The sequence below is a fragment of the Gluconobacter japonicus genome (assembly GCF_015244665.1).
GTDB lineage: Bacteria > Pseudomonadota > Alphaproteobacteria > Acetobacterales > Acetobacteraceae > Gluconobacter > Gluconobacter japonicus.
Genome location: NZ_JABCQN010000007.1, coordinates 1 through 25,453 on the forward strand (window position 1 = coordinate 1; position 25,453 = coordinate 25,453).

Annotated in this window: 20 protein-coding genes and 3 tRNA genes; 6 read left to right on the forward strand and 17 right to left on the reverse strand. The window is 57.1% G+C overall.

Annotated features, from left to right (window positions below):
• Positions 1 to 134 precede the first annotated feature (134 nt).
• The 7 genes from HKD32_RS12340 to HKD32_RS12370 all read right to left on the reverse strand — a co-directional run bounded on the left by HKD32_RS12340 (position 135) and on the right by HKD32_RS12370 (position 11,929).
• Entirely contained in the window at positions 135 to 6,134 is a 6,000-nt protein-coding gene (locus HKD32_RS12340) for a DUF3320 domain-containing protein (RefSeq protein WP_061930424.1), read from the reverse strand.
• Between the two features lie 123 nt (positions 6,135 to 6,257).
• Positions 6,258 to 6,674 (reverse strand): ATP synthase F1 subunit epsilon, encoded by a 417-nt coding sequence (atpC, locus tag HKD32_RS12345; RefSeq protein WP_061930427.1) that lies wholly within the window; start codon positions 6,672 to 6,674, stop codon positions 6,258 to 6,260.
• Positions 6,675 to 6,679: 5 nt separating this feature from the next.
• Positions 6,680 to 8,143 carry a F0F1 ATP synthase subunit beta gene (gene atpD / locus HKD32_RS12350; RefSeq protein ID WP_010503579.1) on the reverse strand — a complete coding sequence of 488 codons (1,464 nt, stop codon included), beginning with the start codon at positions 8,141 to 8,143 and terminating at the stop codon, positions 6,680 to 6,682.
• Between the two features lie 21 nt (positions 8,144 to 8,164).
• On the reverse strand, positions 8,165 to 9,055 hold the full coding sequence (locus HKD32_RS12355) for a F0F1 ATP synthase subunit gamma (protein ID WP_061930430.1): 891 nt from the start codon (positions 9,053 to 9,055) through the stop codon (positions 8,165 to 8,167).
• Positions 9,056 to 9,064: 9 nt separating this feature from the next.
• Positions 9,065 to 10,600 carry a F0F1 ATP synthase subunit alpha gene (atpA, locus tag HKD32_RS12360; RefSeq protein WP_010503583.1) on the reverse strand — a complete coding sequence of 512 codons (1,536 nt, stop codon included), beginning with the start codon at positions 10,598 to 10,600 and terminating at the stop codon, positions 9,065 to 9,067.
• Positions 10,600 to 11,172, reverse strand: a complete 573-nt coding sequence (gene atpH / locus HKD32_RS12365; protein WP_034880916.1) for an ATP synthase F1 subunit delta — start codon at positions 11,170 to 11,172, stop codon at positions 10,600 to 10,602. Before atpH ends, atpA begins: the two co-directional genes overlap by 1 nt.
• A gap of 683 nt (positions 11,173 to 11,855) precedes the next feature.
• Positions 11,856 to 11,929 (reverse strand) — tRNA-Gly (locus HKD32_RS12370).
• Between the two features lie 170 nt (positions 11,930 to 12,099).
• Between HKD32_RS12370 and HKD32_RS12375 the strand changes: the two genes are divergently transcribed.
• The 3 genes from HKD32_RS12375 to nusG all read left to right on the forward strand — a co-directional run bounded on the left by HKD32_RS12375 (position 12,100) and on the right by nusG (position 13,033).
• Positions 12,100 to 12,176 (forward strand) — tRNA-Trp (locus HKD32_RS12375).
• A 62-nt stretch (positions 12,177 to 12,238) separates the two neighbouring features.
• Complete coding sequence (gene secE / locus HKD32_RS12380; protein WP_228119018.1) at positions 12,239 to 12,493, forward strand: preprotein translocase subunit SecE; 255 nt, start codon at positions 12,239 to 12,241, stop codon at positions 12,491 to 12,493.
• Between the two features lie 9 nt (positions 12,494 to 12,502).
• On the forward strand, positions 12,503 to 13,033 hold the full coding sequence (gene nusG, locus HKD32_RS12385; RefSeq protein WP_010503588.1) for a transcription termination/antitermination protein NusG: 531 nt from the start codon (positions 12,503 to 12,505) through the stop codon (positions 13,031 to 13,033).
• An 80-nt stretch (positions 13,034 to 13,113) separates the two neighbouring features.
• Here the strand turns inward: nusG and HKD32_RS12390 are convergent, their stop codons facing one another.
• The 4 genes from HKD32_RS12390 to HKD32_RS12405 all read right to left on the reverse strand — a co-directional run bounded on the left by HKD32_RS12390 (position 13,114) and on the right by HKD32_RS12405 (position 17,163).
• Positions 13,114 to 13,728 (reverse strand): PqiC family protein, encoded by a 615-nt coding sequence (locus tag HKD32_RS12390; RefSeq protein WP_061930433.1) that lies wholly within the window; start codon positions 13,726 to 13,728, stop codon positions 13,114 to 13,116.
• 3 nt (positions 13,729 to 13,731) lie between these two features.
• Positions 13,732 to 15,402 (reverse strand): PqiB family protein, encoded by a 1,671-nt coding sequence (locus tag HKD32_RS12395; protein ID WP_034880915.1) that lies wholly within the window; start codon positions 15,400 to 15,402, stop codon positions 13,732 to 13,734.
• On the reverse strand, positions 15,399 to 16,877 hold the full coding sequence (locus HKD32_RS12400) for a paraquat-inducible protein A (protein WP_062017747.1): 1,479 nt from the start codon (positions 16,875 to 16,877) through the stop codon (positions 15,399 to 15,401). The genes HKD32_RS12395 and HKD32_RS12400 overlap by 4 nt, the downstream gene beginning before the upstream one ends.
• 210 nt (positions 16,878 to 17,087) lie before the next feature.
• Positions 17,088 to 17,163 (reverse strand) — tRNA-Thr (locus HKD32_RS12405).
• Between the two features lie 176 nt (positions 17,164 to 17,339).
• Between HKD32_RS12405 and HKD32_RS12410 the strand changes: the two genes are divergently transcribed.
• Positions 17,340 to 17,528 carry a hypothetical protein gene (locus HKD32_RS12410; RefSeq protein WP_194258148.1) on the forward strand — a complete coding sequence of 63 codons (189 nt, stop codon included), beginning with the start codon at positions 17,340 to 17,342 and terminating at the stop codon, positions 17,526 to 17,528.
• A 6-nt stretch (positions 17,529 to 17,534) separates the two neighbouring features.
• On the opposite strand, the gene HKD32_RS12415 is transcribed toward HKD32_RS12410, so the two are convergent.
• Together HKD32_RS12415 and HKD32_RS12420 are read right to left on the reverse strand one after the other, a co-directional pair.
• Positions 17,535 to 18,761, reverse strand: coding sequence for a pyridoxal-phosphate-dependent aminotransferase family protein (locus HKD32_RS12415; protein ID WP_194258149.1), 1,227 nt, complete (start codon positions 18,759 to 18,761; stop codon positions 17,535 to 17,537).
• Positions 18,758 to 19,993 carry an allantoate amidohydrolase gene (locus HKD32_RS12420; protein ID WP_194258150.1) on the reverse strand — a complete coding sequence of 412 codons (1,236 nt, stop codon included), beginning with the start codon at positions 19,991 to 19,993 and terminating at the stop codon, positions 18,758 to 18,760. Before HKD32_RS12420 ends, HKD32_RS12415 begins: the two co-directional genes overlap by 4 nt.
• A 101-nt stretch (positions 19,994 to 20,094) precedes the next feature.
• On the opposite strand from HKD32_RS12420, the gene HKD32_RS12425 reads away from it, so the two are divergent.
• Entirely contained in the window at positions 20,095 to 20,976 is an 882-nt protein-coding gene (locus HKD32_RS12425) for a LysR family transcriptional regulator (RefSeq protein WP_194258151.1), read from the forward strand.
• Positions 20,977 to 21,014: 38 nt separating this feature from the next.
• Positions 21,015 to 22,580 carry a gamma-glutamyltransferase family protein gene (locus tag HKD32_RS12430; RefSeq protein WP_061930444.1) on the forward strand — a complete coding sequence of 522 codons (1,566 nt, stop codon included), beginning with the start codon at positions 21,015 to 21,017 and terminating at the stop codon, positions 22,578 to 22,580.
• A gap of 44 nt (positions 22,581 to 22,624) precedes the next feature.
• Here the strand turns inward: HKD32_RS12430 and HKD32_RS12435 are convergent, their stop codons facing one another.
• The 4 genes from HKD32_RS12435 to HKD32_RS12450 are packed head-to-tail and all read right to left on the reverse strand — an operon-like array spanning position 22,625 to position 25,330.
• A complete protein-coding gene (locus tag HKD32_RS12435) occupies positions 22,625 to 23,959 on the reverse strand; it encodes an AtzE family amidohydrolase (protein WP_061930447.1) in 1,335 nt (444 codons plus the stop codon).
• Positions 23,956 to 24,135: an AtzG-like protein gene (locus tag HKD32_RS12440; protein WP_061930451.1), complete on the reverse strand. Its 180-nt coding sequence runs from the start codon at positions 24,133 to 24,135 to the stop codon at positions 23,956 to 23,958. Before HKD32_RS12440 ends, HKD32_RS12435 begins: the two co-directional genes overlap by 4 nt.
• 30 nt (positions 24,136 to 24,165) lie before the next feature.
• Positions 24,166 to 24,549 (reverse strand): oxalurate catabolism protein HpxZ, encoded by a 384-nt coding sequence (hpxZ, locus tag HKD32_RS12445; RefSeq protein ID WP_061930454.1) that lies wholly within the window; start codon positions 24,547 to 24,549, stop codon positions 24,166 to 24,168.
• A complete protein-coding gene (locus HKD32_RS12450) occupies positions 24,536 to 25,330 on the reverse strand; it encodes a DeoR/GlpR family DNA-binding transcription regulator (protein WP_023944576.1) in 795 nt (264 codons plus the stop codon). Before HKD32_RS12450 ends, hpxZ begins: the two co-directional genes overlap by 14 nt.
• Positions 25,331 to 25,453: the final 123 nt, after the last annotated feature.

Here is a 25,453-nt window from a genome sequence, read left to right on the forward strand (position 1 = left end):
TATCAAGGTTATCCACACCACAAACCCACAGTTTCCCTACACATTCAAACCTTACACACACTTTCCATTCACAAAACAAAACTAAAAAACTAAAAAAAAAACGCCAGAAAATGCATTCTGACGTCTCTTTTTTCTCAAAGTTCCTTATTCGCCCCAGAAAGCTGCCACGCTTCCTGAAAGCGCAGTCTCGTTGCAGGGCCCATACGCCCCAGACCGCAGGCTTTTCTCATTTCCCCAAGGGCGTTCTCTTCATCCAATCCCTTGGCACGGAACTCATCAGCCAGTGCCTTCAGCATTTGAAGCGGCAGTTGAGCTGGATCGATGCTTTCTCCTGCAGCCGGACGACGGAATATAACAAGGCCATAAGGCGCTTCCTTCGTTTCCCAGAAGAACGTCCCAACTTCTTCCTCTGTACGCCCCAATGTGGCCGGAACGGCCGTAAGCACTCGCTCGCGAATCTGGCGACCGGCCCGAGCAAACCCATGAAGTCTGGCAATCTGCTGGATCAGAGCTGTTTCATGAACAACACCTGATTGTTCGATAGTCTGACGGATCAGATTTTGGAGCGTTGGCAGATAATCCTCATCTCCAAAGCGGCTTCCATCAGCGACCGCACAAATCTCCCCGTCTGTCTCACTCTCAGCCTTAACAACGTCCGCCGCCTGTGAAGCATCCACCGCAAAGCCCGCATAAAGGACCGGTTCTTCATGCACGCCCTCTGCCAACTGCGGCTCGGTAGCTTCGGACAACTGACACTCTTCGATTATGGGCGCACGTTCTGTCCTGATGACCTCAAGCCTCTGCTTCAAGGCCTGATCCAATCTTTCGACTTCCCTGGATGCATTCAACCACCAATCAGTGGACCAGACTCTCAGGATCACCCATCCCAAAGTTTCCAAAACGGCCTGCCGCAATCTGTCGCGATCCCTCGCAGTGGCGCTCCGGTGATAGGTCGCGCCATCACATTCAACACCGGCCAGGAAACATCCGAGCATGTCCGGGTCCACAACACCCAGATCAATCCGGAACCGGGAAACACCAATCTGCGGACGGACGTCCCACCCGCGCTGCCTCAACAAAGCTGCGACTTCCAGTTCGAAACGACTATCCGCCTCTCCTACTGATCCCTGATGAAGACCCGTCAGAGCGCCTGCACCATGTTCGGCAAATGTCAGGAACTTGCGGAGATGCAGCACGCCCTCGGCAGAGCTTCTGGAAGGGTCGATCTGTTCGGCCCGGAGTGACCCGAACACGACCAGCTTTTCCCGCGCTCTCGTGACAGCCACATTTAGACGTCGTTCACCCCCTGCCCGGTTCAGCGGCCCGAAGGACACATACGGAGCGCCTTTCAGTTCAGGGGCGTATGTCAGAGAGAAGAACATGATGTCCCGCTCTTCACCCTGCACATTCTCCAGATTCCGGATCAGGACTGGCTCTGCACACTCTTCGCTGAAGAACGGGACAAGAGACGAATCCTCCCTCTGAGCCTTCTCAAGGAGATCCGTGATGAGGGTCTGCTGCTCTCCATTGAACGTCACGACACCAATGGATTTTGCGCCGTCACTCTTCAGATGCGCCACGACAGTATTCGCCACCGCACGCGCTTCGGCAGGATTGGTTCGGCTTCCACCACGTTGGTAATTGCCGTCCTCCACAAACCTAAATGAAACGGCCTGATCCTTCGTCACGATTGACGGGAAGGTAATCAGATCCCCGCCGTAATACTGAATGTTCGAGAAGGCGATCAGGCTCTCATGCCGGCTGCGGTAATGCCATTTCAGGCTGATCTCCGGCACACCAGCCGCACGACATTCATCGAGAATCGACTCCATGTCGCAAAGCTCACCGTCCTCTTCCTCGTTCTCACTCCGGGAAAAGAAGCTGGTCGGTGGAAGCTGCTTTGGGTCTCCCACGACAATGACCTGTCGCCCGCGACCAATGGCACCGATGGCATCCCATGTCGGGATCTGGGAAGCCTCATCGAAGATGACGAGATCAAAAGGTTCACTGTCTGGCGGCAGATACTGCGCCACAGAAAGAGGGCTCATCATGAAGCAGGGTGTCAGCGCGCGAACCGCCCGCGGCGCCACGGAAGCCAACTGACGAATGGGCATATGACGCGCTTTTTTCTGCGCCTCACGATGGATCATCACATATTGTGCATCCTGCCGCCGCGTCTCTTCGCCGGGAAGACTGCCACACAAACGCGCGCGGATCAGACGTTTAGCCAGACCCGCAGCATCTTTATCCCACGCCCGGAATTGCCCGATCTGCTCCTCGTGAGCAGCAGCGACAAAACCCCGCAGTCTCGGTTGCTCATCAACGGCCGCCGCCAGCCACCATCGAGCGTATGCTGCTTCCAGAACAGCCTGAAGACTTTCCGCAGCCACGCGCTCTGCAAGCAACGCATCCACTATCGGCGCAAGACCCAGATGTTCGGCCTCATGGCAGGCTTTACGCCAGGCACACCAGTCTCGTAGACCGCGCCCCTGTTCAATCCAGCCGGAAAGGCGCTGCCCCAGACGGCTCAACCAATCCCCACCATCAGGTTCAATGGCCAGAACATCACTGCCCGCCAACTCGTTCAGTGTTTGCATGTCCGCGCCAGCTTCCGAGAAAGCCTGCTGGAACACCGATATTTTTTGCCCGACTGGGCCGCTCTCGGCCAGCAGGTCTCGCCCTTCTGTCAGAAGCTCGCGGAGATGACGCCGTACGGACAAAAGCCCCGAGACATCCGGAACACAACTGGCCAAGGCCACCCTCATTTCCGTCCCCCAGGCCAGCGTCGCTTCGATCCTGGCGAAATCTGTAGAAAGCCCCTGCCACAATGAACCCACATGTTCGCGATGCAATGCCGCTGTCAGAGACTGCTCCAGCGCGGACAGTTCAACCAGGCGGCTAAGTTCGTCCCCCAGATCTTCCGGCAAGGCCCCTTTTGCACTGCCCTCCAACTGTCGGCGAACCGCTTTCTGAGCACTGCGTCGGGACAAAAGCCATTTTTCTTCGGAGTCTTTCCAGGCGCGCTGGAGTTCAGCCAGTGGAAGCGTTTTTGCCTGTTCCCAATCGACCGAAAGTTCATGCACCAGACTGCGATGTCGAGCGACACGACTCTGTTCGGCAAGAACAGGTTTTACATTTTCCGCTGCATCGTCCGAGAGCGCCCAAGCACCAACTGCAGCTTCAGGTCGGCGGATCAGCTGACACAGGCGTTCAAGGCGCTGCAGAAATACCCATGAAAGAGCGTCCCCCGCGAGGCCCAGAGCGTGACAAAGCTCTCTTGCGACCTTGGAAAGACTTTCCGCCTGCAATTTCAGTTTCTGCGCCTGCTGAAGCAGTTGGTCCTGCCAACGGGACGTCCAGTCTTCCTGCTCGATCCCTGAAAGGCGCGGTGACAGCGCCTCTCTTCCAAACCGAAGATACAGACTGGAAAGAAGGCTCGTGACGCTCTTCAGGCGTTCCCAGTCTTCCTCCGTGTGAACTTCCGGGCCAGCCCAGTTGAGCGCAATCGGATAAGTCCCGTTTCTGTCCGCTTCCAGCACAACACCAATAGCCCGATAGGGCGTCCAGCCATTTCGCCATCGGCGGTGAAGATCATGCACATACGCATTCAGATCCCGCCGGACCGCCATGAGGCGACTTTGAGCGGAGGTCCATTCAGCCGCCGAAAATTCCTCCCGCACGGACTGCACCTGCTGGAACTGCTCCAGGACGGCTCCGCGGCCTGCTTGAGGCGAAAAAAGGTCCAGACAGAACTCACCCAGTCCCACAGAGCGCAAACGATTGCGCACAACCTCAAGCGCGGTCCGCTTTTCCGCAACGAAGAGAACCGTTTTACCGCGTCCCAATGTGTCCGCGATAATATTAGCAATCGTCTGGCTTTTACCGGTTCCCGGCGGCCCGATCAGAACAAAATTCTCACCCGCAGCCGCCCGGGCCACAGCCATAAGTTGGGAAGAATCTGCTTCAAACGGACACAGAAGCGATGCCTCATCCAGCACATCGTCCAGCGGCGACGCTTCATCAAACATCGCTTTCGGAAAGGCAGATCCAGCGTCCTCTGTTTCCGACACGCCATCCAGAAGTCGGCTGGCCACCGGATTGATCCGCAATGCTTCCTGACGTTCCTGCAGATCCTTCCACATCAGGAATTTTGCGAACGACAGCGTCGTCAGGCAAACGCGTTCCTCAACTTCCCATTGCGGGAGCTGGCGGATCTTGGCCCGGAAAATATCGAAAATTCTCCCGACATCCAACCCGGCTTCATCATGAGGCAGTTCGCCTTCAAGCTCCGGAAACCGCATGGCAAAATCCTGCCGCAGAACTTCCAGAAGGCTGCCGTTGACCCGACTTTCATCTGTATGCGCCCGCAAGCGGAAAGGCGCGTTTACGCTGCTGCGCTCCAGAATGACCGGCACCAAAATCAATGGTGCCCGAGCCTTGCGGTCTTTCCCGCGCGGCTCCCACACCAATTCACCCAAGGTCAGGAAAAGCGTGTTCGCGCCTCCCTCCTGCTCAGCCGCTTTCGCCTTGCGATAAATCTCGGTCAGGGCGAGCTGAAGTCCGGCCTCTTCACGCGCTACCAGAAGTTCGCCATGCTCCAGCGCTTCTGCCGCTATCGTACGATGCTGATCGTCATGATGACGGTGCTGATGGATGTTCGCACTTCTGGGGTCCGCCCCATCCATCAGTTCTGGCCGTGCACGCAGCCTGAGAGCAGGCTTGCGCTCACCTCCCCGCATTTCTGCAAGGCGATCTTCAAGTTTCCCCGGGTCCGCACAGCAGATTTCGATAATCTGTTTCTCAGAGCGAGGAAGATTCAGAAGCCGGCTACGGCCTGAAATATCCAGAAGCCGCTTGCACCAGCGTTCCAGCCGACTCTGGGGCGTATCTTCCTCGTCATGATCTCCCAACTCTTCGCGAAGAGCCGGGGCTGCCTGCAACAGCGGGGCAACAGTCTCTTCGGCCTGATCTGCTTCAGGTGTCTCTGCTGCCACTACAATCTGTGAAAGCGGACGAATACGACGCAAACGTGCGCGATGGATATCAATAACGTCTTCGAATTTTGAGGACTCTTCCCCGTCCTGAAGCTGGGCCAACCCATTCTCACAGGCTTTGGAAAACGTCGGACAGGCCGCGGCGGTCACAAAGGTCGTCTCAAAAACACAGACATCATCAAGGGCCACACGATTTCGTAGGCCGGGCAAGTCCTGCAGCACAGATGTGCCGGACTGCTCGCGCGACAGCCAGAAACCTGTAAAGGCATGACCTTTAAGCATGATCAGCAAAGGCCTCAGCCCGATCGCTTCCAGGCAGCCTGCGAACAGAAGGGCCGTATCCAGACAGGTTGCCAGACGCTCCTCGACAATCTGGGTTGGAAGGCGAACCCGTTGCCCATCTTCTACAAAAGACGCCGGTGGGCTCACATAGGTAATCTTCAGCGCGGCAATTGCACACCAGATGGCCTGTGCCTGTTCCCAGGCGCGTTTGCGACCGCCCTGATACCCCTCAAGTGACGGCGACTGACCTGCTTCCTGCAAAAGAGCAGAGGCCGAACGAAGAATTTTTGCCACGGCCGGATCATTAGGAAGAACAAAAGCCGCCAGAAGGTCCGGTAGCCCCTGCAAGCCACCCCATTCGCTCCGGCAACGCACCGTCAGGGGAAAAACACGGTCCAGAAGTTCTTCCCGAGATCCATCTGGCTGGATTTCAGAAACTCTCAGCCTGACTTCTGCCCGTGCCGCCTCACTGAGAGACGCAAGAAACGCGCCATCAAGTTCAACATCCAGACGATCTATCGTCTGAAACTGTCCGGCCCCTAGAGACTGTACCCGCCAGCATGTGGGACGCAGCACACTCGGCTGACAATCCAACGTAATTTCGAGATCCCTGAACTCACGATCCGAGAGATTACGAAGAGAAAGCTCCAGCAAAACCGGAACACTGTTTTCCCAGAGGGCACTACTGACGCTCTCTCGAAGAACCGCATTCAGTTCAAGACAGGGTTCAGCAGGTAGCTCTGGTGTTGCTTCTGTCTCTGGCACAGAGGCCTCTTCCGTCACGCTTTCAATCGACTGCGGAGAGGCAGGAGCCAGATCTTCAGTCAGGATTGCAGTCTCAGGAGAGGAGTCCGTCATTACGCGCCACCATCACTCGGTAAAGTTCGGAGGAGCATACAGGAAGGTGCCAGACAAAGAAAAACCCGCCCAGTCAAACTGACCAGGCGGGTTTTCTGTTATTCAAAGATGATGAGCTCGGCCTTAGACCGAAGCATCCCCTCCAGCCGCTTCCAGTTCTGCGCGAACGCTCTGGATTTCACGGCTGAGGCGGTCATGCGTATCAACATCGTTCGGCTCGATCTGGGCCCATGTGGTCTCCAGATCGCGCAGACGGTCACGCGCTTCATCGGCCGACAGTTCGCTCATGAGCTGGGCGGAATCAGCCAGAATGGTGCAGTGCTCTGCGCCCATATCTGCGAAACCGCCGCTCACGAAGTAACGATCGATAATCTTGTCGCCTTCGTACAGGGCAACAACGCCACCACGCAGCTGAAGCATCAGCGGTGCACGGTCCGGCATGGCTGCAATATCGCCCTCCATGCCCGGGACCACCGCCATGTCGACCTGACGGTCAACAAGGCGCTTTTCCGGGCTGACGATCTCGATGCGTAGGGGCATCAGGATCAGGCCTCCTGCTTCATCTTTTCGGCCTTGGCGATGGCCTCGTCGATGTCGCCAACCATGTAGAACGCGCCTTCTGGCAGGTGATCATATTCACCGTTCACAACAGCCTTGAAGGAACGGATCGTGTCTTCCAGTGCCACCAGCTTACCAGGTGCACCCGTGAAGACTTCTGCCACATGGAACGGCTGGGACAGGAAGCGCTGGATGCGACGGGCGCGGCCAACGATCTTCTTGTCTTCTTCAGACAGCTCATCCATGCCCAGGATCGCGATGATGTCCTGCAGACCCTTATAGGTCTGGAGCGTCTGCTGAACCTTACGAGCGATGTCGTAGTGTTCCTGACCGACGATCTTCGGATCGAGCGAGCGGGACGTGGAGTCCAGCGGGTCAACAGCCGGATAGATGCCCATTTCTGCGATCGAACGGTTCAGAACCGTCGTGGCATCAAGGTGAGCAAAGGTCGCAGCAGGTGCCGGATCGGTCAGATCGTCAGCAGGGACATACACGGCCTGAACGGACGTGATGGAGCCCTTCTTTGTGGACGTGATGCGCTCCTGAAGGGCGCCCATTTCCGTTGCCAGCGTCGGCTGATAGCCCACGGCGGAAGGAATACGGCCCAGCAGGGCGGACACTTCAGAGCCAGCCTGCGTGAAGCGGAAGATGTTGTCCACGAAGAACAGAACGTCCTGACCTTCTTCGTCACGGAAGTATTCCGCAAGCGACAGACCCGTCAGGGCAACGCGGGCACGTGCTCCCGGCGGCTCGTTCATCTGGCCATAGACCAGCGCAACCTTGGAGCCTTCCGTGGAACCGTCTTCACCGATCTTGATAACGCCGGCGTCCTGCATTTCGAAATACAGGTCGTTACCTTCACGGGTACGCTCACCCACACCTGCGAACACGGACACGCCACCGTGTGCCTTCGCGATGTTGTTGATGAGTTCCTGGATGATAACCGTCTTGCCAACGCCAGCGCCGCCGAACAGACCGATCTTACCACCCTTCAGGTACGGGCAGAGAAGATCAACGACCTTGATGCCGGTCACGAGAATCTCGGAAGCAGCAGCCTGATCTTCGAAAGCCGGGGCCTTACGATGGATCGGGAAATGCTTGTCGCTGACAATCGGGCCACGCTCGTCAATGGCTTCACCAATGACGTTCAGGATACGGCCGAGGGTAGCCGGGCCAACCGGAACCATGATCTGCGTGCCCGTGTCACGGACTTCGGCGCCACGGCTCAGGCCGTCCGTCGTGTCCATGGCAATGCAGCGAACCTGGCGCTCACCGATTTCCTGCGCGACTTCCAGAACCAGCGTTTGATCGCCGTTCTGAACATGAAGAGCGTTCAGGATATGCGGGAGGGTGCCTTCGAACTGCACATCGACAACCGGGCCACGCACCTGCGTGACACGACCGACGACATTGTTTGCAGCCGGGGCAGAAGGGTTAAGAGTCTCAGACATCGGTTCGTCTCCTGCGTGATCTCAAACGGCTTCTGCGCCGGAGATGATCTCGATCAGTTCGTTGGTAATGTTGGCCTGGCGTGTACGGTTGTACTTCTGGGACAGACGGTCGATTGCCTTGCTGGCGTTCCGGCTCGCATTGTCCATGGCAGTCATCCGCGCACCCTGCTCACCTGCTGCGCTTTCCAGAAGAGCAGAGAAAATCTGCACCTGGAGATTGCGTGGCAGGAGGTTGGCCAGCAGCGTAGCCTCATCGGGCTCGAATTCGTATTGGGCTGCATCCGCAGACGTGTCCACGTTGTCATTTTCCGCAACAGACAGCGGCACCAGCGGAAGCTGAATGGCAATCTGCGACATCGCATTGACAAAGCGGTTGTAGATCAACGTGCAGCGATCGATTTCGCCAGCCTCAAGCATGGAGACAATTTTCTTGCCCACATACTCAGCCTTGTCGAAGCCGACATCACGCCCTTCCGTACCAGCCACACGCTCGACAACCAGATCCGGATATTCCTTCGCAAGAATATCCGCACCTTTGCGACCAACCGGCAGGAGACGAACAGTCCGACCTTCGTCCTGCAATGTGCGGATCAGCTGACGCGCACTTCGGACGATATTGGCGTTGAAGCCACCGGCCAGACCACGATCAGACGTCAGGATCACCACAAGATGAACCTGATCCTTACCGGTTCCGCCCAGAAGCTTAGGCAGGCTGGACACATCTGACCCACGACTTGCCGCTGCCAGTTCCGCCATCATGCGGCCCATGGCCTCAGCATAGGGACGAGCCGCCTCAGCCTGGGACTGGGCGCGTCGCAGCTTTGAAGCTGCGACCATTTTCATGGCGTTCGTGATCTTGCGCGTCGATTTGACGCCTGTGATCCGACCGCGCAGTTCCTTCAGCGAGGGCATGGACTATCCTCAGGCTGCAAAGCGCTTACCGAAAGCTTCCAGCAGCTCCTTGAGCTTGCCTTCCGTCTCCGGCTTGATCTGGCGATCGTTGCGGATAGCCGTCAGGATGGAGGCGCCAGCGCCACGCATTTCTGTCAGCAGGGCAGCTTCGTAAGCCACAACCTTATCCACAGCAACCGGATCGACATATCCGCGTGTTCCGGCGAACAGAACCACAACCTGCTCTTCAACTGGCAGCGGAGACGTCTCGGGCTGCTTCAGGAGCTCAACCAGGCGTGCACCACGCTCAAGCTGCTTGCGGGTTGCTGCATCGAGATCGGAAGCGAACTGCGAGAACGCAGCCATTTCACGATACTGAGCCAGCTCCAGCTTGATCTTGCCAGCGACCTGCTTCATCGCCTTGATCTGGGCGGCAGAACCAACACGGGACACGGAACCACCGACGTTCACGGCCGGACGGATGCCCTTGTAGAACAGATCCGTCTCAAGGAAGATCTGACCGTCCGTGATGGAGATCACGTTCGTCGGGATGTAAGCAGCCGTATCGCCAGCCTGCGTCTCAATGACTGGCAGAGCCGTCAGGGAGCCACCGCCATTGGCGTCGGACATCTTGGCAGCACGCTCGAGCAGACGGGAGTGCAGATAGAACACGTCACCCGGGAACGCTTCACGTGCCGGCGGACGACGCAGAAGAAGGGACATCTGGCGATAGGCGACAGCCTGCTTGGACAGGTCATCGTAGCAGGCCAGAGCATGCATGCCGTTGTCGCGGAAGTACTCGCCCATGGTGCAGGCGGTGTACGGTGCCAGATACTGCATCGGGGCAGCGTCAGAGGCCGTAGCAGCCACAACGATGGAGTATTCCATTGCGCCCTGTTCCGTCAGCGTACGAACCAGGTTTGCAACCGTGGAACGCTTCTGACCGACTGCAACATAGATGCAGTACAAGGACTTCTTCGGGTCGCCTTCAGCATTGACCGGCTTCTGGGCGACAATCGTGTCCACCAGAATTGCGGTCTTGCCGGTCTGACGGTCACCAATGATCAGCTCACGCTGGCCACGCCCGATCGGAACCAGGGCGTCAATAGCCTTGATACCCGTCTGCATCGGCTCGCTGACCGACTGACGCGGCATGATGCCGGGAGCCTTGACCTCGGCGCGACGGTATTCCACGTCCACCAGGGGGCCACGACCATCGATCGGGTTACCGAGACCATCAACAACGCGACCAAGAAGGCCCTTGCCAACCGGAACTTCGACCACAGCCTTCGTACGAAGAACCGTGTCACCTTCACGGATTTCGTCGCCGTCACCGAAAATCACGACGCCAACATTGTCAGCTTCGAGGTTCAGAGCCATGCCCTTGAGGCCGGTTCCTTCGAACTCGACCATTTCGCCAGCCATGACATTCGTCAGGCCGTACACACGAGCAATGCCGTCACCGATCGACAGGACCGTGCCCGTCTCGGAAACGGTCTCGACCTTGTCGAAAGACGCGATCTGCTGCTTGAGGATGTCCGAAATCTCAGCGGGACGGATATCCATCACGCGGCTCCCTTCATGGCGTTCTGCAGGCGGGTCAGGCGCCCGGCGATCGAAGTATCAAACAGTGTAGAACCGACACGTACCGTCATGCCACCGATCAAGGAAGCATCCGTACGTTCGATCATGGACACGCGGCTGTAGCCAGCTTCGGCCAGACGGGCCTGAAGCTGGCTACGCTGCATGTCTGTAAGAGGTTGTGCGGAACGGATTTCTGCAACGGTCTCGCCACGAAGGCTGGCATCAAGAGCCAGCACGCCATCCAGGATGGCAGCGAGATCAGCAAGGCGACGGTTTGCGGCAATGACGCCTACAAAACGACGGACAGCATCCCCAAAACCGAGCTTCTCAGTCAGGGCGCCAGCGACTTCGCTGGAGCGGTGTGCATCAAGGCGAGAATCTGCAAGGAATGTCCGCAGATCAGCGCTCTGGGAAATCGCATCGCGAAGCCCCTGAACCTGAGCCAGGACGTCAGAGAGTGCTCCCTGTTCCGAGGCATAGTCGTAAAGCGCCCGGGCATAGCGTTGAGCCAAGCCCCCTGTGGGTCCCATCTGCGGCACCTGTGTCACCGTCACACGCGTGTTCCGTCTCACTTTTCCGCCGCAGGATGCGGCCGGAACCGGCTTATCCGGTCCCTTGCTTCCAAATCCGTATAGGATCAGGCACACACGACCCTGCACAGGATTCGTCTGAAACCCGGTCCTCCACTTGGCGCCGCCTCTAGCACGCGATCACGATCAAGCGCAACCGAGAGGAGCCCGCAAACCGATCCCTGAACTACACATGTTTGCATTTTTCGGGTTCTGCCTGCCGTTTTGGTTCGTACAAGCACCATTGGCCATATCAATTTTCCATATGACACTTACCACCGCCACGCACCGACCCCGCCAAGATCGCTAACCAATACTGATGGCGCGATGTATTTTATGCACTGCAATTTTCCCGCCTCCGTGAGGAGACCTCGCCCCCTCAGCGGACAAAATATTGCCCACACGGACACTTCGGTTCCACGAGTGTGACGACGCGGGTGAAACCGTCCAGGTCAAAGGCTGGCATCGCCACATGGAGCTTTACTTGACCCAAGAATTGTTCGGAAATGCGTGCAAGACACAACCTGGGCGTCACCGGCTTTCTCAAAGCCTCATGGCCATGCAGCCGGAAATAAGAATTAGTCCTACTTGTCAGGCAACTTACACAGCCACGCACCGCCTTGGCTACGCGGCAGGAATCAAACAAATTGTCAGGAGATGGACCTTAATGGAGCGGGCGAAGGGAATCGAACCCTCCTCAGAAGCTTGGAAGGCTACTGCATTACCACTATGCTACGCCCGCCCTTAGGTCGCCGGTGTCATACTCCAGTTTTCGATGTGTCCGCAAGAGGGGAATGTCGGAAATGAAAATATGATACCATTTTCACTTCAGGCCCTTGACTTTCATCTCCGAACATTATCTTTTCCGCCCACTGTCGTTGGCGTATCATGTAAATGATCACGCACGATGATAGGGGCGTAGCTCAATTGGCTAGAGCGTCGGTCTCCAAAACCGAAGGTTGTGGGTTCGAGACCCTCCGCCCCTGCCACCCCGTTTTCCCGGATGGCTTTTCCGGCACCGGGATGCGGATTTTCATTTGATTCGAGGACGATGGTGTCGGTCACTACCCCGAAAGACGAGTCGCGGAAGACGGCGCCTCACAAAAACGGATCCGGCTTCAATCTGGGCACGTACCTCAAGGACGTGCGCAATGAGGCAAAACGGGTTACCTGGCCTACACATCGCAACACCCTCATCACGACGGGTGCGGTGCTGGCCATGGTTACTGTGACCTGCATCTTCTTCTTCATCGTGGATCAGGTTATCGGCCTGGGCGTCCGCGAACTTTTTGGCGTTGGAGGCTAGGTCCGCACCATGGCAAAGCGTTGGTACGTTGTGCATGTCTATTCCGGCTTCGAGAAAAAGATCGCGAGCCACATTCAGGAACAGGCTGCACAGAAAGGCCTGTCTGACCATTTCGAACAAATTCTTGTTCCTTCTGAAGACGTGACCGAGATGCGTCGTGGCCGTAAGGTCAATGCCGAGCGCAAGTTCTTTCCGGGCTACGTTCTCGTAAAGATGGAACTGACGGACGATGCCTGGCATCTCGTCAAGGACACTCCAAAGGTCACAGGCTTCCTCGGAACCCGCAACCGTCCGACACCTATTACTTCTGCAGAAGCAGACCGGATCATGAAGCAGGCTCAGGAAGGTGTGGAGCGTCCGCGTTCTGCTCTGACCTTCGAGATCGGCGAACAGATCCGTGTGGCCGATGGCCCTTTCACGTCCTTCACCGGCATGATCGAGGAAGTCGACGAAGAGCGCCAGCGTCTCAAGGTCAGCGTTTCCATCTTCGGTCGTTCGACCCCGGTGGATCTGGACTACAATCAGGTCGAAAAGCTCTAGGCTTCCACCATTGTAGTTTGCACTGCACAAAAAAAGGCTCCCACCCGGGAGCCTTTTTTATTGGATTATATACGAAAGTCTCACTTCACAGGCGCTGGCAGCGCTCTTACTTGAGCCGCAATCTGGTCCGCCAACACGGACAGCCCCTGACTCAAAGCGGCAGTCAGCTTCACCGTGTCTTTGTCCACCGTCTCAGAAGACTTCCAGACGAAGGGCTGCGTGAGAACCGGGCCAATCATCTTTCCAGCAGGATGCACTGACAGCATTCCCATGATCAAAGCATGCCCTGCCGCATCCGCTTCAAAATTACGAACCGTCACTTCGACATAAGCTGACGGCGTTGTTGTCACCGCATCGTCCTGAGCAAACACGGTCGTCCCCGGCAGACGCTGAGCCAGATCGGTCGTCAATGTGTGAGCGATCATATTCGGCAAAGCCTCGCTCCAGCTATCCCCCGATGCCAGTTTGGTCTGATAATCCTGGTTTGCCCTGACAATCGTATCGCGATCCAGACGCATCGCAACCACGGGTGTCCGAACCTCAACAACTGCCGGGCCTCCCATCTGGGAGGCTCCCGGCAACGGGGCCAGGGTATAAAGCTTTGGATCACTGTTACAGGCAGACAAGCCACCCATCAAACCCAGCATGCACCCTGCAAACAGCAAACGAGTAGAAGAAGACGAAAACTGTGCCATGGGTCAGTTCCTGCGGCCGGTAATAAGTGCGGAAGGATGGTGGTCCAGATAATCTGTCAGAAGACGCAGGGACCGAGCCATCTGTGTCATCTGGGTGATCATCCCCTGAAGGCTGCGATGAAAGTCCGTATCGCCACCATAGGCTCCAAGAAGAGACTGGGCGTTATTCATCGTCCCCTGCAGAGATGCCAGAAGCTCCGGTAGGTGCTGGTTGGCATTCTTGGTTAGCGTATCCAGATGCTGAAGAGAATTGCGGAGCGCTACGAGAGACTGCGTCACTTCACGACTGTTCAGTCGCCCGTCAGCATGAGCAATCAGATCATTGACGTGCTCCCCGATCTGGGTGAGCGGCATCGCAGCAATCTTGTCCGTAATCGTCGAGACGGAATCCATAATGCCATCAACCCCGCCTGGCTGGCTCGGCATGATTGCAACATCGCCTTCGTAGGTCAGTGCCAGAGGAGGGGCATTCTTGACGAACTGGAGCCCAATCATGGACTCTCCCGTCAGGAAGCTGGCACTCTGCACCGATGCTCGCATGCCATTAGCCACAAAAGCCGCAAGATATTCCTTGGCCTGTGCGAGTTGGCTCTCTTTCCATTCCGGCATCATACGCTCGGGTTCGATCTGCATTTCCACCCGAACGCGCGGCTTATCCTGCGGCGAAGGAATCTGCAGCTTGACGGCCGTCACCGTTCCCACCTGCAACCCGAACATGCTGACTTGGCTACCGGCTGCAAGCCCCTTTACAGACGTATCGATGTAAGTGGCGACACGCAGGCGCTGATGATAACGCGCGCTGTCTGCGTCTTCCTGACTCGTATACAGCTTGAAAACGGAATTGGCTGGCGCGACAGGCGCTGCAAGCTCCCGACGACGATCAGGCAACCCGAAGGCAACACCGCCAGAGAACAGCGCCTGAATGGACTGCATCTGCACCTTCAGACCACCGGCACCGAGCCCAACCTGAATACCCGACACATTCCAGAACCGACTGTCTGTCCGCAGATAATGGTCATAAGGCGCCTTGACGAAAACCTGTATGACGATGGGCCCCTCTCCGCCGGGAGGCATCGTGTAGCCAAGAACTTCGCCAACAGGAACATCACGGAAGAAGACTGGAGCCCCCTGCCCCAACGAGCCGAGAGCAGGTGACACCAGCCAGAATGTCGTTCCCGGCTGATCCGAACGTACTCCAGGAACCGACTCAAGACCCCGGAATTCAGTTTGGTAATGCCCATTGGGCGTTCCAGGATCAATGGCGATGTAGGCACCGGAAATCAACGTATCCAGACCTGTGATGCTCGCTCCGTTGATCCGAGGACGAACAACCCAGAACCGTGTGTTGTCTGTCAGGATATGAGCGCTGTTAGCGTTCATCTGAACTTTGACGTTCACATGCCGCATGTCTTTGCTCAAGGTAATTTCCTGAACCGTCCCCAAAGTCACAGCTTTATTCTTCACCTGCGTCTGACCTGGCGTCAGCCCGTCAGCCGTATCGAAGGTGATTGTGATTTCCGGACCGCGCGTCGCAAAATGCTTCCAGGCAAGCCATCCGGAGATGAGAATTGCCAGCACGGGAATCAGCAGGATCAGAGAAAAGCGGGTACGACGCACCGGAGCTTCCTCCGGCAATGCCGGCTGCTGCCCGCGATCATTTCGGGAATCGCTCACGCGCGTTCAGACTCCATATGAAGGGTATCGGAAGACGGGACAGGCCCATCAGGAATCGGTGCATCCGGACGAACCTGCCCAGCAGCATCCTCAGGCACAGACTGGTTCAGCCCGGCCGCATCCCACATGCTTCGCGGATCAAACAGTTCAACCGCAAAAATTGTGAGAATGACCACGAGTGCAAAACAAATCATGCCAGGGTCGGCTGTGACATTAGCCAGAAAAGCGAAATGCACCACAGCGCAAAGAATAGAAATCATGAACACGTCGATCATCGACCATCGGCCAATGATATCCACCAGGCGATACAGTTTCCCAAGCAGCGGAAGCTGCCAGCGAGATCTGAGCTTGGTACTGATAATCATGAAGCTCAGCGCCAGAATCTTCAGAACCGGTACGGTAATGCTGGCAAACAGCACCAGTAGCGAAAGCGGTATCATTCCCGCCTGCCAGAGCTCAATCACACCACTAATGATCGTACTCGGCGCACCGTGCCCCACTTTCGTATAAGTCATGACGGGCAGCATATTTGCCGGAATGTAAAAGATAATGCCCGCAACCAGAAAGCAGCTCGCAGAGGCCAAACTCTGGCGCTTTCTGCGGCGAAGGATCTGGTCACAGCGAGGACAGTCCCCCATATCCGCTTCCTGCGGAACCGCGTGGTCGAAGGCTACGACCAACCCACAGGCATGACAGGAGAGCATGTGTTCGACCGGAGGCAACGGGTCTTTATGCGCATCGAGTTGCGCAACGTTCAGCACCTTGCCGCGGTGACCATCTACCCTTTTGCGCAAATCCCGATTGTTCCAGATCAGCTCATCATCAAAAGTGGAATCCATCGCCGCCATGGTCAGCATCAGGCCACCAAGAAGATAAACGCCCGGCTGTAAATCTACGAGAGCAAGGTCAACCAGCTTGGTATAGGCGACGAGCACACCCAGAACATACACTTCCACCATCGACCAGCCTCGCAGACGGTCGTACCAAGTCAGAAGTCTAGGGGTCCAATCCGGCATATGAGGCCGCGAAGCGCCGTAAAGAACAGCCGCCATTAGAACAATCACAACGCCGGGCATAGCCAGTGTTGTAAGCCCCACGAGGAGGCTCATGGTATTATACCCTTGGTAGCTCAGCTCTATCGGGCCGGACATCAGGGCGACCGTGTTTTCCCGCCCATAAACATTCAGAGTCATGAGCGGACTGATCAACAAAGCCACATATAAGGCAGCAGATGCCACACAGAACGCCGCAGGGGCCCCAATGACTGATGTTTTTCGTCGGCGGACAATCTGTGATCCACACCGCTGACATTCCGCCAAAAACCCGGGTTTTAGCTTCGGAACACGCTGGAACAGGCCGCAGACCGAACACTCATGCAGCCCCTCTACAACGTGAAGAGAGTCGTGAGGCTTCTGGGACGTCCGGGAGAGATTGACGGCATTTTGCCAGAGGCGCTTGTGAAAACGGTCAGTCATGACGCTCCTACCCTAGCGCATGGAGCCATCAGAGGACAGTGCAGCACGCAACATCATGGCTTACGCATCAGGATGCGAAGATCAAGGTAGGACCATTTCGTACGATTTGCACGCTGCGGAAGGATTATTTTTGAAATAATATGACAAAATTCAGCTATTGCAACACTTGGCACTGCTAGAGTGAGGCTGAATTTTTGAGGAAGACCTCGATGGTGCCGGAGAAGAGATTCGAACTCCCGACCCCATCATTACGAATGACGTGCTCTACCAGCTGAGCTACACCGGCGCTACCATCGAGGTAGGCGCGTTCTAGCGGACGATTTTTTTCTTTGCAAGCCCTGAAAAGGGAAAAATTACTCCCATTTCGTGAAAACGTCGCTGCTTTGCCGCAGAGTTGGGGAAACCGGCCCGCCTAGCCCGCGTACACCTGAAACGGTAACGCACTTTTCAGGAGGCATCATCATGCCACGCGGAGATAAGTCGGCCTATACGAACAAGCAGAAACGACAGGCTCAGCATATCGAAGAAAGCTATGAAGAACGCGGCGTTTCGGAGAAAGAAGCCGAACGCCGCGCCTGGGCCACCGTCAACAAGGAAAGCGGTGGCGGCAAGAAAAGTGGTTCAGGTCGAAAGAACCACCCTAAGACATAATGCCCTTCAGGCTGCGTCCCATGCCGCACGCGCGGCATCGACACCAGCACCACGCGGCAGGCTGACGCCCTCGCCCGCGAGCACCGCCTCGAAGGCAGCGAGCGTGAGCAGTACCTTATGCTTCTGCGCATTCACGCCCATGGCACCGATCCGCCAGATTTTGCCTGTCAGCGGACCAAAGGACGATACGATTTCGATCTCGAAATCCTTGCGCATCAGTTCCCGGACACGCGCATTGTCCACACCCTCTGGCACCCACACACCTGTCACATTTGCCATGCGCGTTGCATCGTCACCATAAACACGCAGGCCCATCGCCCGCAGTCCGGCCACCATGGCGCGCCCAGCCCGGGTATGACGCTCAACCCGCGCCTGCACACCTTCCTCGACCACAATCCGGGCTGCCTCACGGGAGGCATAGAGCATGGAGGTCGCTTCGGTGTGATGGTTCATCCGGGCCGGAGACCAATAGTTCATCAGCATCGCCAGATCGAAATAGTTCGACTGGATGACCGGTCCATCGCCCTGTGGCTGACCAGTCGCAATCCCGGCCTCATCGTGGCGACGACGCAAAATGGCCTTTACGGCACGGTCAGAGAGCGTGATGGGCGCGGAACCCGGCGGCCCACCAAGGCATTTCTGCAATCCAGCCGTAGCGACATCGATGTTCCACGCGTCCGTCTTGAACTCCATGCCGCCCAGTGTTGCCGTCGCATCCACGTAGAACAGTACGTTATGGCGACGGCAAATGGCGCCAATTTCCTCGAGCGGCTGGGCTGTCGTTGTGGACGTATCGCCATGAACGGCAGCGACCAGTCCCGGCTTGTGTTCAATGATCGCCGCTTCAACTGCAGCCGGATCGACAACCTGCCCCCATTCAACATCAATTGTGCAGGGAATACCGCCACAGCGATGAACGATCTCGGTCAGCAACAGACCGAACCGGCCAATTCGCGGAATCACAACTTTCATGCCCGGCGAAACCAGCGACACCAGAGCTGCCTCAATTGCGGAACGGGCGGAACCATTGACCAGCAGCGTCCAGTGGTTCTTCGTCTGAAAGACTTCCCGGTACAGCGCCATGGTTTCGTCCATGTATGCCGTCATTTCCGGGTCCATCTGCCCAATCACATCCGTTGCCATGGCCCGCAGGATACGCGGATGAACGTTGGCTGGCCCAGCACCCATCAGTAGGCGCGAGGGAGGATCAATCTGGGAGTAAGTCAGGCTCATGACTGGAATTCCTTGACGAAAGCAAGCAGGGCGCGGTGGGCGAGTTCGACATCCTCCACAAGCACCGTTTCATCCGGATGATGGCTCAATCCACCCGGACTGCGAATGAACAGCATACCCATCGGACAAAAACCCGCCATGGCCATGCTGTCATGACCCGCACCACTCAGGAGTTGGGGGGCAGGCTCACCCGTCACCTTCTCAATGGCATGAGCAAAACGACTGACAATTTCAGGAGAGCACGCGGATGCTGCAAGATGTTGTGGTGTCGTGAATGACACCTCCAGCCCACGACGTTCTGCAATCCGCCGGATATCGGACCGGATTTCTTCGGCCAGACGATCCCGAATCTCGTTAGACCCCGCCCGCATATCCAGCGAGAACCACACGTCGCCCGGAATGACGTTGGACGTATTGGGAGTAACATCCATCTGTCCGACCGTCGCGACCTGATTGCCAGAGCCAGAAGCGCCTCGCTTTTCAACGGCCAGAATCATCTCAGCTGCGCCCGCCAGTGCATCGCGACGCAGCAGCATCGGTGTCGTGCCGGCATGATCGGCCTGCCCTTTGACAATTACACGCTGCCGGGTCTGCGCCGCAATGGCCGTGACAACACCGAGGGGCCTGTCCGCCGCTTCAAGGCATGGACCCTGCTCGATATGCGGTTCGATGAAAGCCAGAATGTCCTCTGGCCGACGCGCAGCATCCTTGAGCCGAGCCGGATCAAGACCATAGGACACCATAGCGTCCGCAACTGTCATGCCCTGAGCATCCGTCACACCTTGCGGCACGGCGTCAATCAGACCCGTCATGGCCCGCGAACAGATCATGGGAATGGGAAAGCGCGATCCCTCCTCATCCCCGAACCCGATGACTTCAATCGGAAATGGCAGACGCACATCGTTTTCACGCAATGCGGACACCAGTTCAATTCCGAGCATGACACCCAGATTGCCGTCAAAAGCGCCTCCGTTCCGGACAGTATCCAGATGGGAGCCGATAACGAGCACTGGAGAGGCCGGGTCCGTTCCTTCATAACGGCCGATCAGATTGCCGACCGCATCCTGCCGCACAGCCATTCCCGCCTCTTCCATCCAGATCTGGACCTGGCCGAGCGTATGCCGATAGGATGTTCCGAGCCAGTAACGGAAAAGTTGACCAGCGTCCTCGCTGAAAGGGGGTTCAACAAGGGTGCGGCACCGCTGAACAGCGCGGGCTCCATGGACTGTCATTCTGTCTCCGCCAGAAGGAAATCATGTTTTGTGCGAACTGTGCGCTCATAACGGCATCAGATCAAGTTGACCGCGTGATAAAACTGCCCTCACATATTCGCATGAAAGATCAAACGTATCTTGATCCCATGCATCTGCGTTCATTTCTGGCTGTCGCAGAAACCCTGCATTTCACGTCTGCGGCCCAGACGCTCGGTTTCAGCCAGTCCACCATCAGTCAGCATGTCAGCCGGCTTGAGGAACAGCTTGGAACGCGCCTACTTGCTCGCAGTACGAAGGCTGTAAGGCTCACGGACGACGGGATGGCCCTTGTCTCGCTGGGCCAGAGACTGTTGCAGGTTGAAAGCAACCTGTTTGCCTATTTTCGGAAGGGAATCCCACGCGGCACGATTCGTCTGGGCGTCACGGAAGACCTGCTCCTGACGCGATTTCCCGAAATTCTGGGAACGTTCCGTGCCGCTCATCCGTCCCTTCAGATCACCATGATCGTTGGCCTCAGCGCGTCGTTGACGCGCTTGTTGGAAAACAACGAAATCGATCTGCTTTGTGGAATGCGTCGGTCGTCCGAAACGCATGGCCAGAAGCTTTGGACGGAAGAATTGAGATGGTTTGGACCGGAAGAGACCCTGCCGGAAAAAGGCGTATCCCTCCCCCTCGTGACCTTTCCTGAAGGCAGCGTCACGAGGCGTCTTGCCATTGAGGCTCTCAATCGTGCTGGGCAATCTTGGCATATTGCTTTCACCAGCAGCAATCTCAGCGCCATTCTTGCTGCGGTGCGCGCTGGCTATGGCGTCACAGCCCAACCCAGCTTCCTTAGCGGAACCGAGGGCCTCTCCGTCTACCAGCCTGACAGTCTACCCCCTATTCCAGACGTCGATTTTATCGCCGCGACGCGTCATCAAACAGCACAGGGGCCGGAAGACCTCCTGATTCGAACGCTGTGTGACCACATTTCACGCCTTCGTCCCATCCCTCTCTCGTGACGGTATTTCCCATGCAGACACCCAATTCTCTACGCGGGATGGTGACATCTCCTCACCATCTGGCCAGTCAGGCAGGCCTTGATGTTCTGAAAGATGGCGGTACGGCCATTGAGGCTGTGGTCGCAACTGCCGCGGCCCTGGCCGCTGTCTATCCACACATGACTGGTCTCGGCGGGGATGGGTTCTGGGTAATTTCATATCCCAATGGAAAAACGATCGCGATTGATGCGTGTGGTCGCCTCGCGCGCAACGCAACGCTTGATCTTTATGCACAGGCTGGACACAGCATCATTCCCTGGCGTGGTGGTCTGGCAGCAAATACGGTTGCGGGAACGGTCTCTGGCTGGGAAGCCGCACTGAGGGAGAGCGCAGGACATCAGCCCAATCTGCCTCTTGAGCGGCTTCTGCGCGATGCCATTCATTATGCCAGCACAGGACGCGTGGTTTCCGAGAGTGAAGCGGGTCTTCTCAAGTCAAAACAGGCTGAACTGTCTGGTGATCCAACCTTCCGCGCCACCTGCCTTCCGGGGGATGCCCCATGGGTAGAAGGAAGCATTCAGACATCTCCTTTCCTTGCCGCAACGCTTCGCAGCCTTGTGCAGCATGGCCTAAGGAGCTTCTATGAAGGCGATCTGGCAAAGGGGATGGCCGCCGATCTTGAAGTCGCAGGCAGCCCTCTCCGTCTGGACGACTTTCTGACTCATCAAGCCGAAGTCAAAGCCCCTCTGGAAGTCCAGACTTCTTTGGGCACGCTTTATAATATGGCGCCTCCCACACAGGGCGCAGCGTCGCTGTTAATTCTGGCCCTGGAAGACCGCCTTTCCCACCATAAAGGACCGGAAACCTTTGAATATCTGCATGGGTTGATCGAGGCCACCAAGCAGGCCTTCCGGTATCGCAATCGCGAGATTGACGGACGCTCTACCGCTGAAGCCGACATTCGCGCTCTTCTGGCAGATCAGAACGCCTTGGAAGGCATGGCAGCCCGTATTTCGATGACCGAAGCCTTCCCCTGGACCGAAGAAACCCAGTGGGGCGATACGACGTGGATGGGCGCGATTGACAGCAACGGCGTCGCAGTCAGCATGATCCAAAGTCTGTATTTTGAGTTCGGTTCTGGTGTGATGCTGCCCCAAAGTGGTCTGTTCTGGCAGAACCGCGGTTCATCTTTCCGCCTCAAACCCTCAGGCTGGAACTGCCTGCTTCCGGGTTCCAAACCATTCCATACCCTGAATCCTGCCGCTGCTCGCCTGAAAGACGGACGCACAATGGTTTACGGAACAATGGGTGGGGAAGGACAGCCACAGACGCAGGCTGCCATTTTCAGCCGATATGCACGCTATGGGGTGCCATTGCAGGAGGCCATTTGCCGTCCGCGCTGGCTGCTTGGCCGGACATGGGGCGAAGAAAGCACGTCCCTGAAACTGGAGCCGGGTTTTGCGCCGGAGGTCGTACAGGCGCTCCACAAAGCTGGTCACGTCATTGAAGAACTTCCCGCTCTGTCCTCTGTCATGGGACATGCGGGTGCGATCGTTCGCCACAGCAATGGACGTTTTGAAGGGGCGACAGACCCGAGAAGTGATGGGGCTGTCGCAGCCTGGTAAAATTGGCAGGAGAGCCGCCTCAATGACGGCTCTCTTTTTAATCCTCAGACCAGACGAGCAACGGCGCTGCCGTCCCGTTCCAGGGACTCGCCCAGAGCCAGAAGCAGGTCTTCCCGGCCAGGGCGTGCAATAAGCTGTGCTCCCAACGGAAGGCCCGCTGTCTTCATAGGGACCGTCAGAACCGGGAAACCCGCCAGTGTAAGGGGTTGGGTATAAAGCCCAAGGTTCGCGCGTGCCGAAACCATCTTGCCGCCCACCTCAATCAAGGGCTGATCGAAGCGCGGCGCTTCCCCCACAACGGCTGGAGCCAGCAGGATATCCGCATCAGCAAAGGCCTCATGCATCCGGGCACGGAACCAGTTCCGCAGACGATGGGCCTGAAAAATCAGGGATGCGGGCAAAAGCGCGCCTGCCAGAAGGCGATCGCGAACGGCGGGATCGTAATCCTGTGCCTGGGTGCGCAACCGATGCAGATGAAGAGCCGCACCTTCCGATGCACTGATGACGAATGCCGAAGCCCGCGCACGGGCCACTTCCGGCAGTTCGACTGTTTGTGTTGCACCCAGACGCTCGCCCAATGCGTCCACAGCATCTGCCATCGGAGCCGACATGTTCTCCGCGAACCATCCGCCCAGACGAGCCACTTTCAGCGCCCCGACATCGACAGGTTCACTTTCAGTCTGAGCCAGTGCTTCGAAACAGGTACGCAGACCGCTCGCACTGTCGGCAAACGGGCCAACAGTGTCGAGGCTGGCGACAAACGGATAACTCCCCTCAATAGGAAGCCGTCCCTGCGTCGCACGCAGTCCCCAGATTCCGCACAGCGAAGCCGGAACACGAATAGACCCGTTCGTGTCGGATCCCAGCCCCAGCGAGAACAAACGTGCCGCCACGCCTGCGGCGGACCCACCCGAAGATCCCCCCGCCAGATGATCCGGCGCGTGCGGATTCCGCGTAACACCATAATGGGCGTTGTCTGTTGCAAAGCCGTAGGCGAACTCGTCCATGTTCGTCAGCGCAACAGGAATGGCGCCAGCGTCAATCAGGCGCGCGACAAGGGCAGCATCCCGCGTGGCAGGCGGATCATTGGCCAGAACTTTCGATCCGGCCGTTGTCACCTGACCGGCCACATCGAACAGATCCTTGATCCCGAACGGCACACCTGCCAGCGCTCCCGGATCACGACCTTCCGCAACAGCAGCGTCCACCGCAGCAGCCGCTGCCATGGCACGATCCGTCAACGGTCGGGTGACGCAATTCAGGTGCTCATCGCGCTGGGCAATATCCGCGAATACAGCCTTGGTAACTTCAGTCGCAGAAATGTCACCACCCCGAACCTTTGCGGCGATATCCAGCGTCCGGAACTGCAGACCGCTCATGGCTCGTACTCGAAAGCTGGCTCAAGCCGGTCGGACAGGTCCATGCCCTCAATCAGCGTCGCGTACGACCGTAGAAGGTCAAGGTTTGTACGCACCCCTTCATGAAATTCGGTAGGAATCTCAAGCCTGTTAGCGGCGGCAAGGACCTTGATTTCGGTATCTTCTGACAGGCTCATGGCGCCACTTTCGCTCCTTCAGGGGCAATTTCAGGATATGTCTGCCATCAGGGAAACATGGGCAGCGAGAATTTTCCAGCCGTTCTGTGTACGAAACCATGTCTGACTCTGACGGCCAATTTTCGTGCCACCCTTTCGCTGGAACTCCAGATCCACGACAGCAGCATCCTGACCGATCGTTGTAATCACACGCCGCAGAACATCCCGTGGGGGCGAACCGCCGGGCCGCTTCTTTCGGAACTCACGAATTTCCTCGATACCGTACAGATTTTCGCCAACGCCGTAACGCACTGTCTCTGGTCCAGCGTAAAAGAGATCATCCAGCGTCTGAAGATCGTTTTCTCCGAGCGCCTTTTCATAAAGATCAGCCAGAGGCTCAACTTCCGCTACAATCCGCGGATCATTCAGTGTCATCGCTGTTTCCTTCTGCATGCCCTGCAAGAACAAGCTTGTGCCCGCGTTCCCGCAAAGCCTGAACCTGTCCCGGGTCCAGTTCCGTATCCGTAAAGACGCAGGACACCTGGTCCAGATGCCCGACCTTGTAAGTGGACCGACGCCCGAACTTCATGCTGTCTACGAGAAGGAAGCACTCTTCCGTACGCCGCATCATGGCAGCGTTCAGGCTTGCTTCCTCGCCATCCGGAGTCGAAATTGTATCGTCAGGCTGTACGGCACTGGCACCCAGAAATACTTGATCAAACCAAAGATTTTCGATGGCCTGCTCCGCCAAAATCCCCACAAGGCTGCGGTTTGCATGACGCAGACGGCCACCAAGAAGAATCATTTCGACGCCTTCAACTCCACTCAGCGCCTCTGACACCGTGATGTTGTTAGAAAAAACCGTCAGGGGCATCGGGTCGATCCGCAGACGCCGGGCGAGCTGCAATACCGTCGTTCCAGCATCAAAAAAGACCGCCGAACCGCGCTTCAGACAGGAGAAAGCCTCATCCGCAATAGCGCGCTTATGATCCAGAGCCTGATTTTCGCGGGTTTCAAACGCTACTTCACGATCAACGGACTCGGCGAGGGACGCCCCACCATGTGTCCGGATGACAATACCCTGCTCTTCCAGTCGCTGGAGATCACGCCTGATCGTTGCAAGCGATGCATCGACCTGCTCAGCCAGTTCGTGAACGCCAGTCATGCCGTTCAGATAAAGATAGTGACGAATCTGCGTCAGACGGTCGGAAGCCAAGGTCGCTCTCCCCTGTGGGCCATGACGCAGCCACTCTAGTCACGCTCAGGCTTTTTGGGAAGCACGCATGAAATGATCGAAATTGGAACATTTCGATCACAAAGATGACTTGACATGACCGCG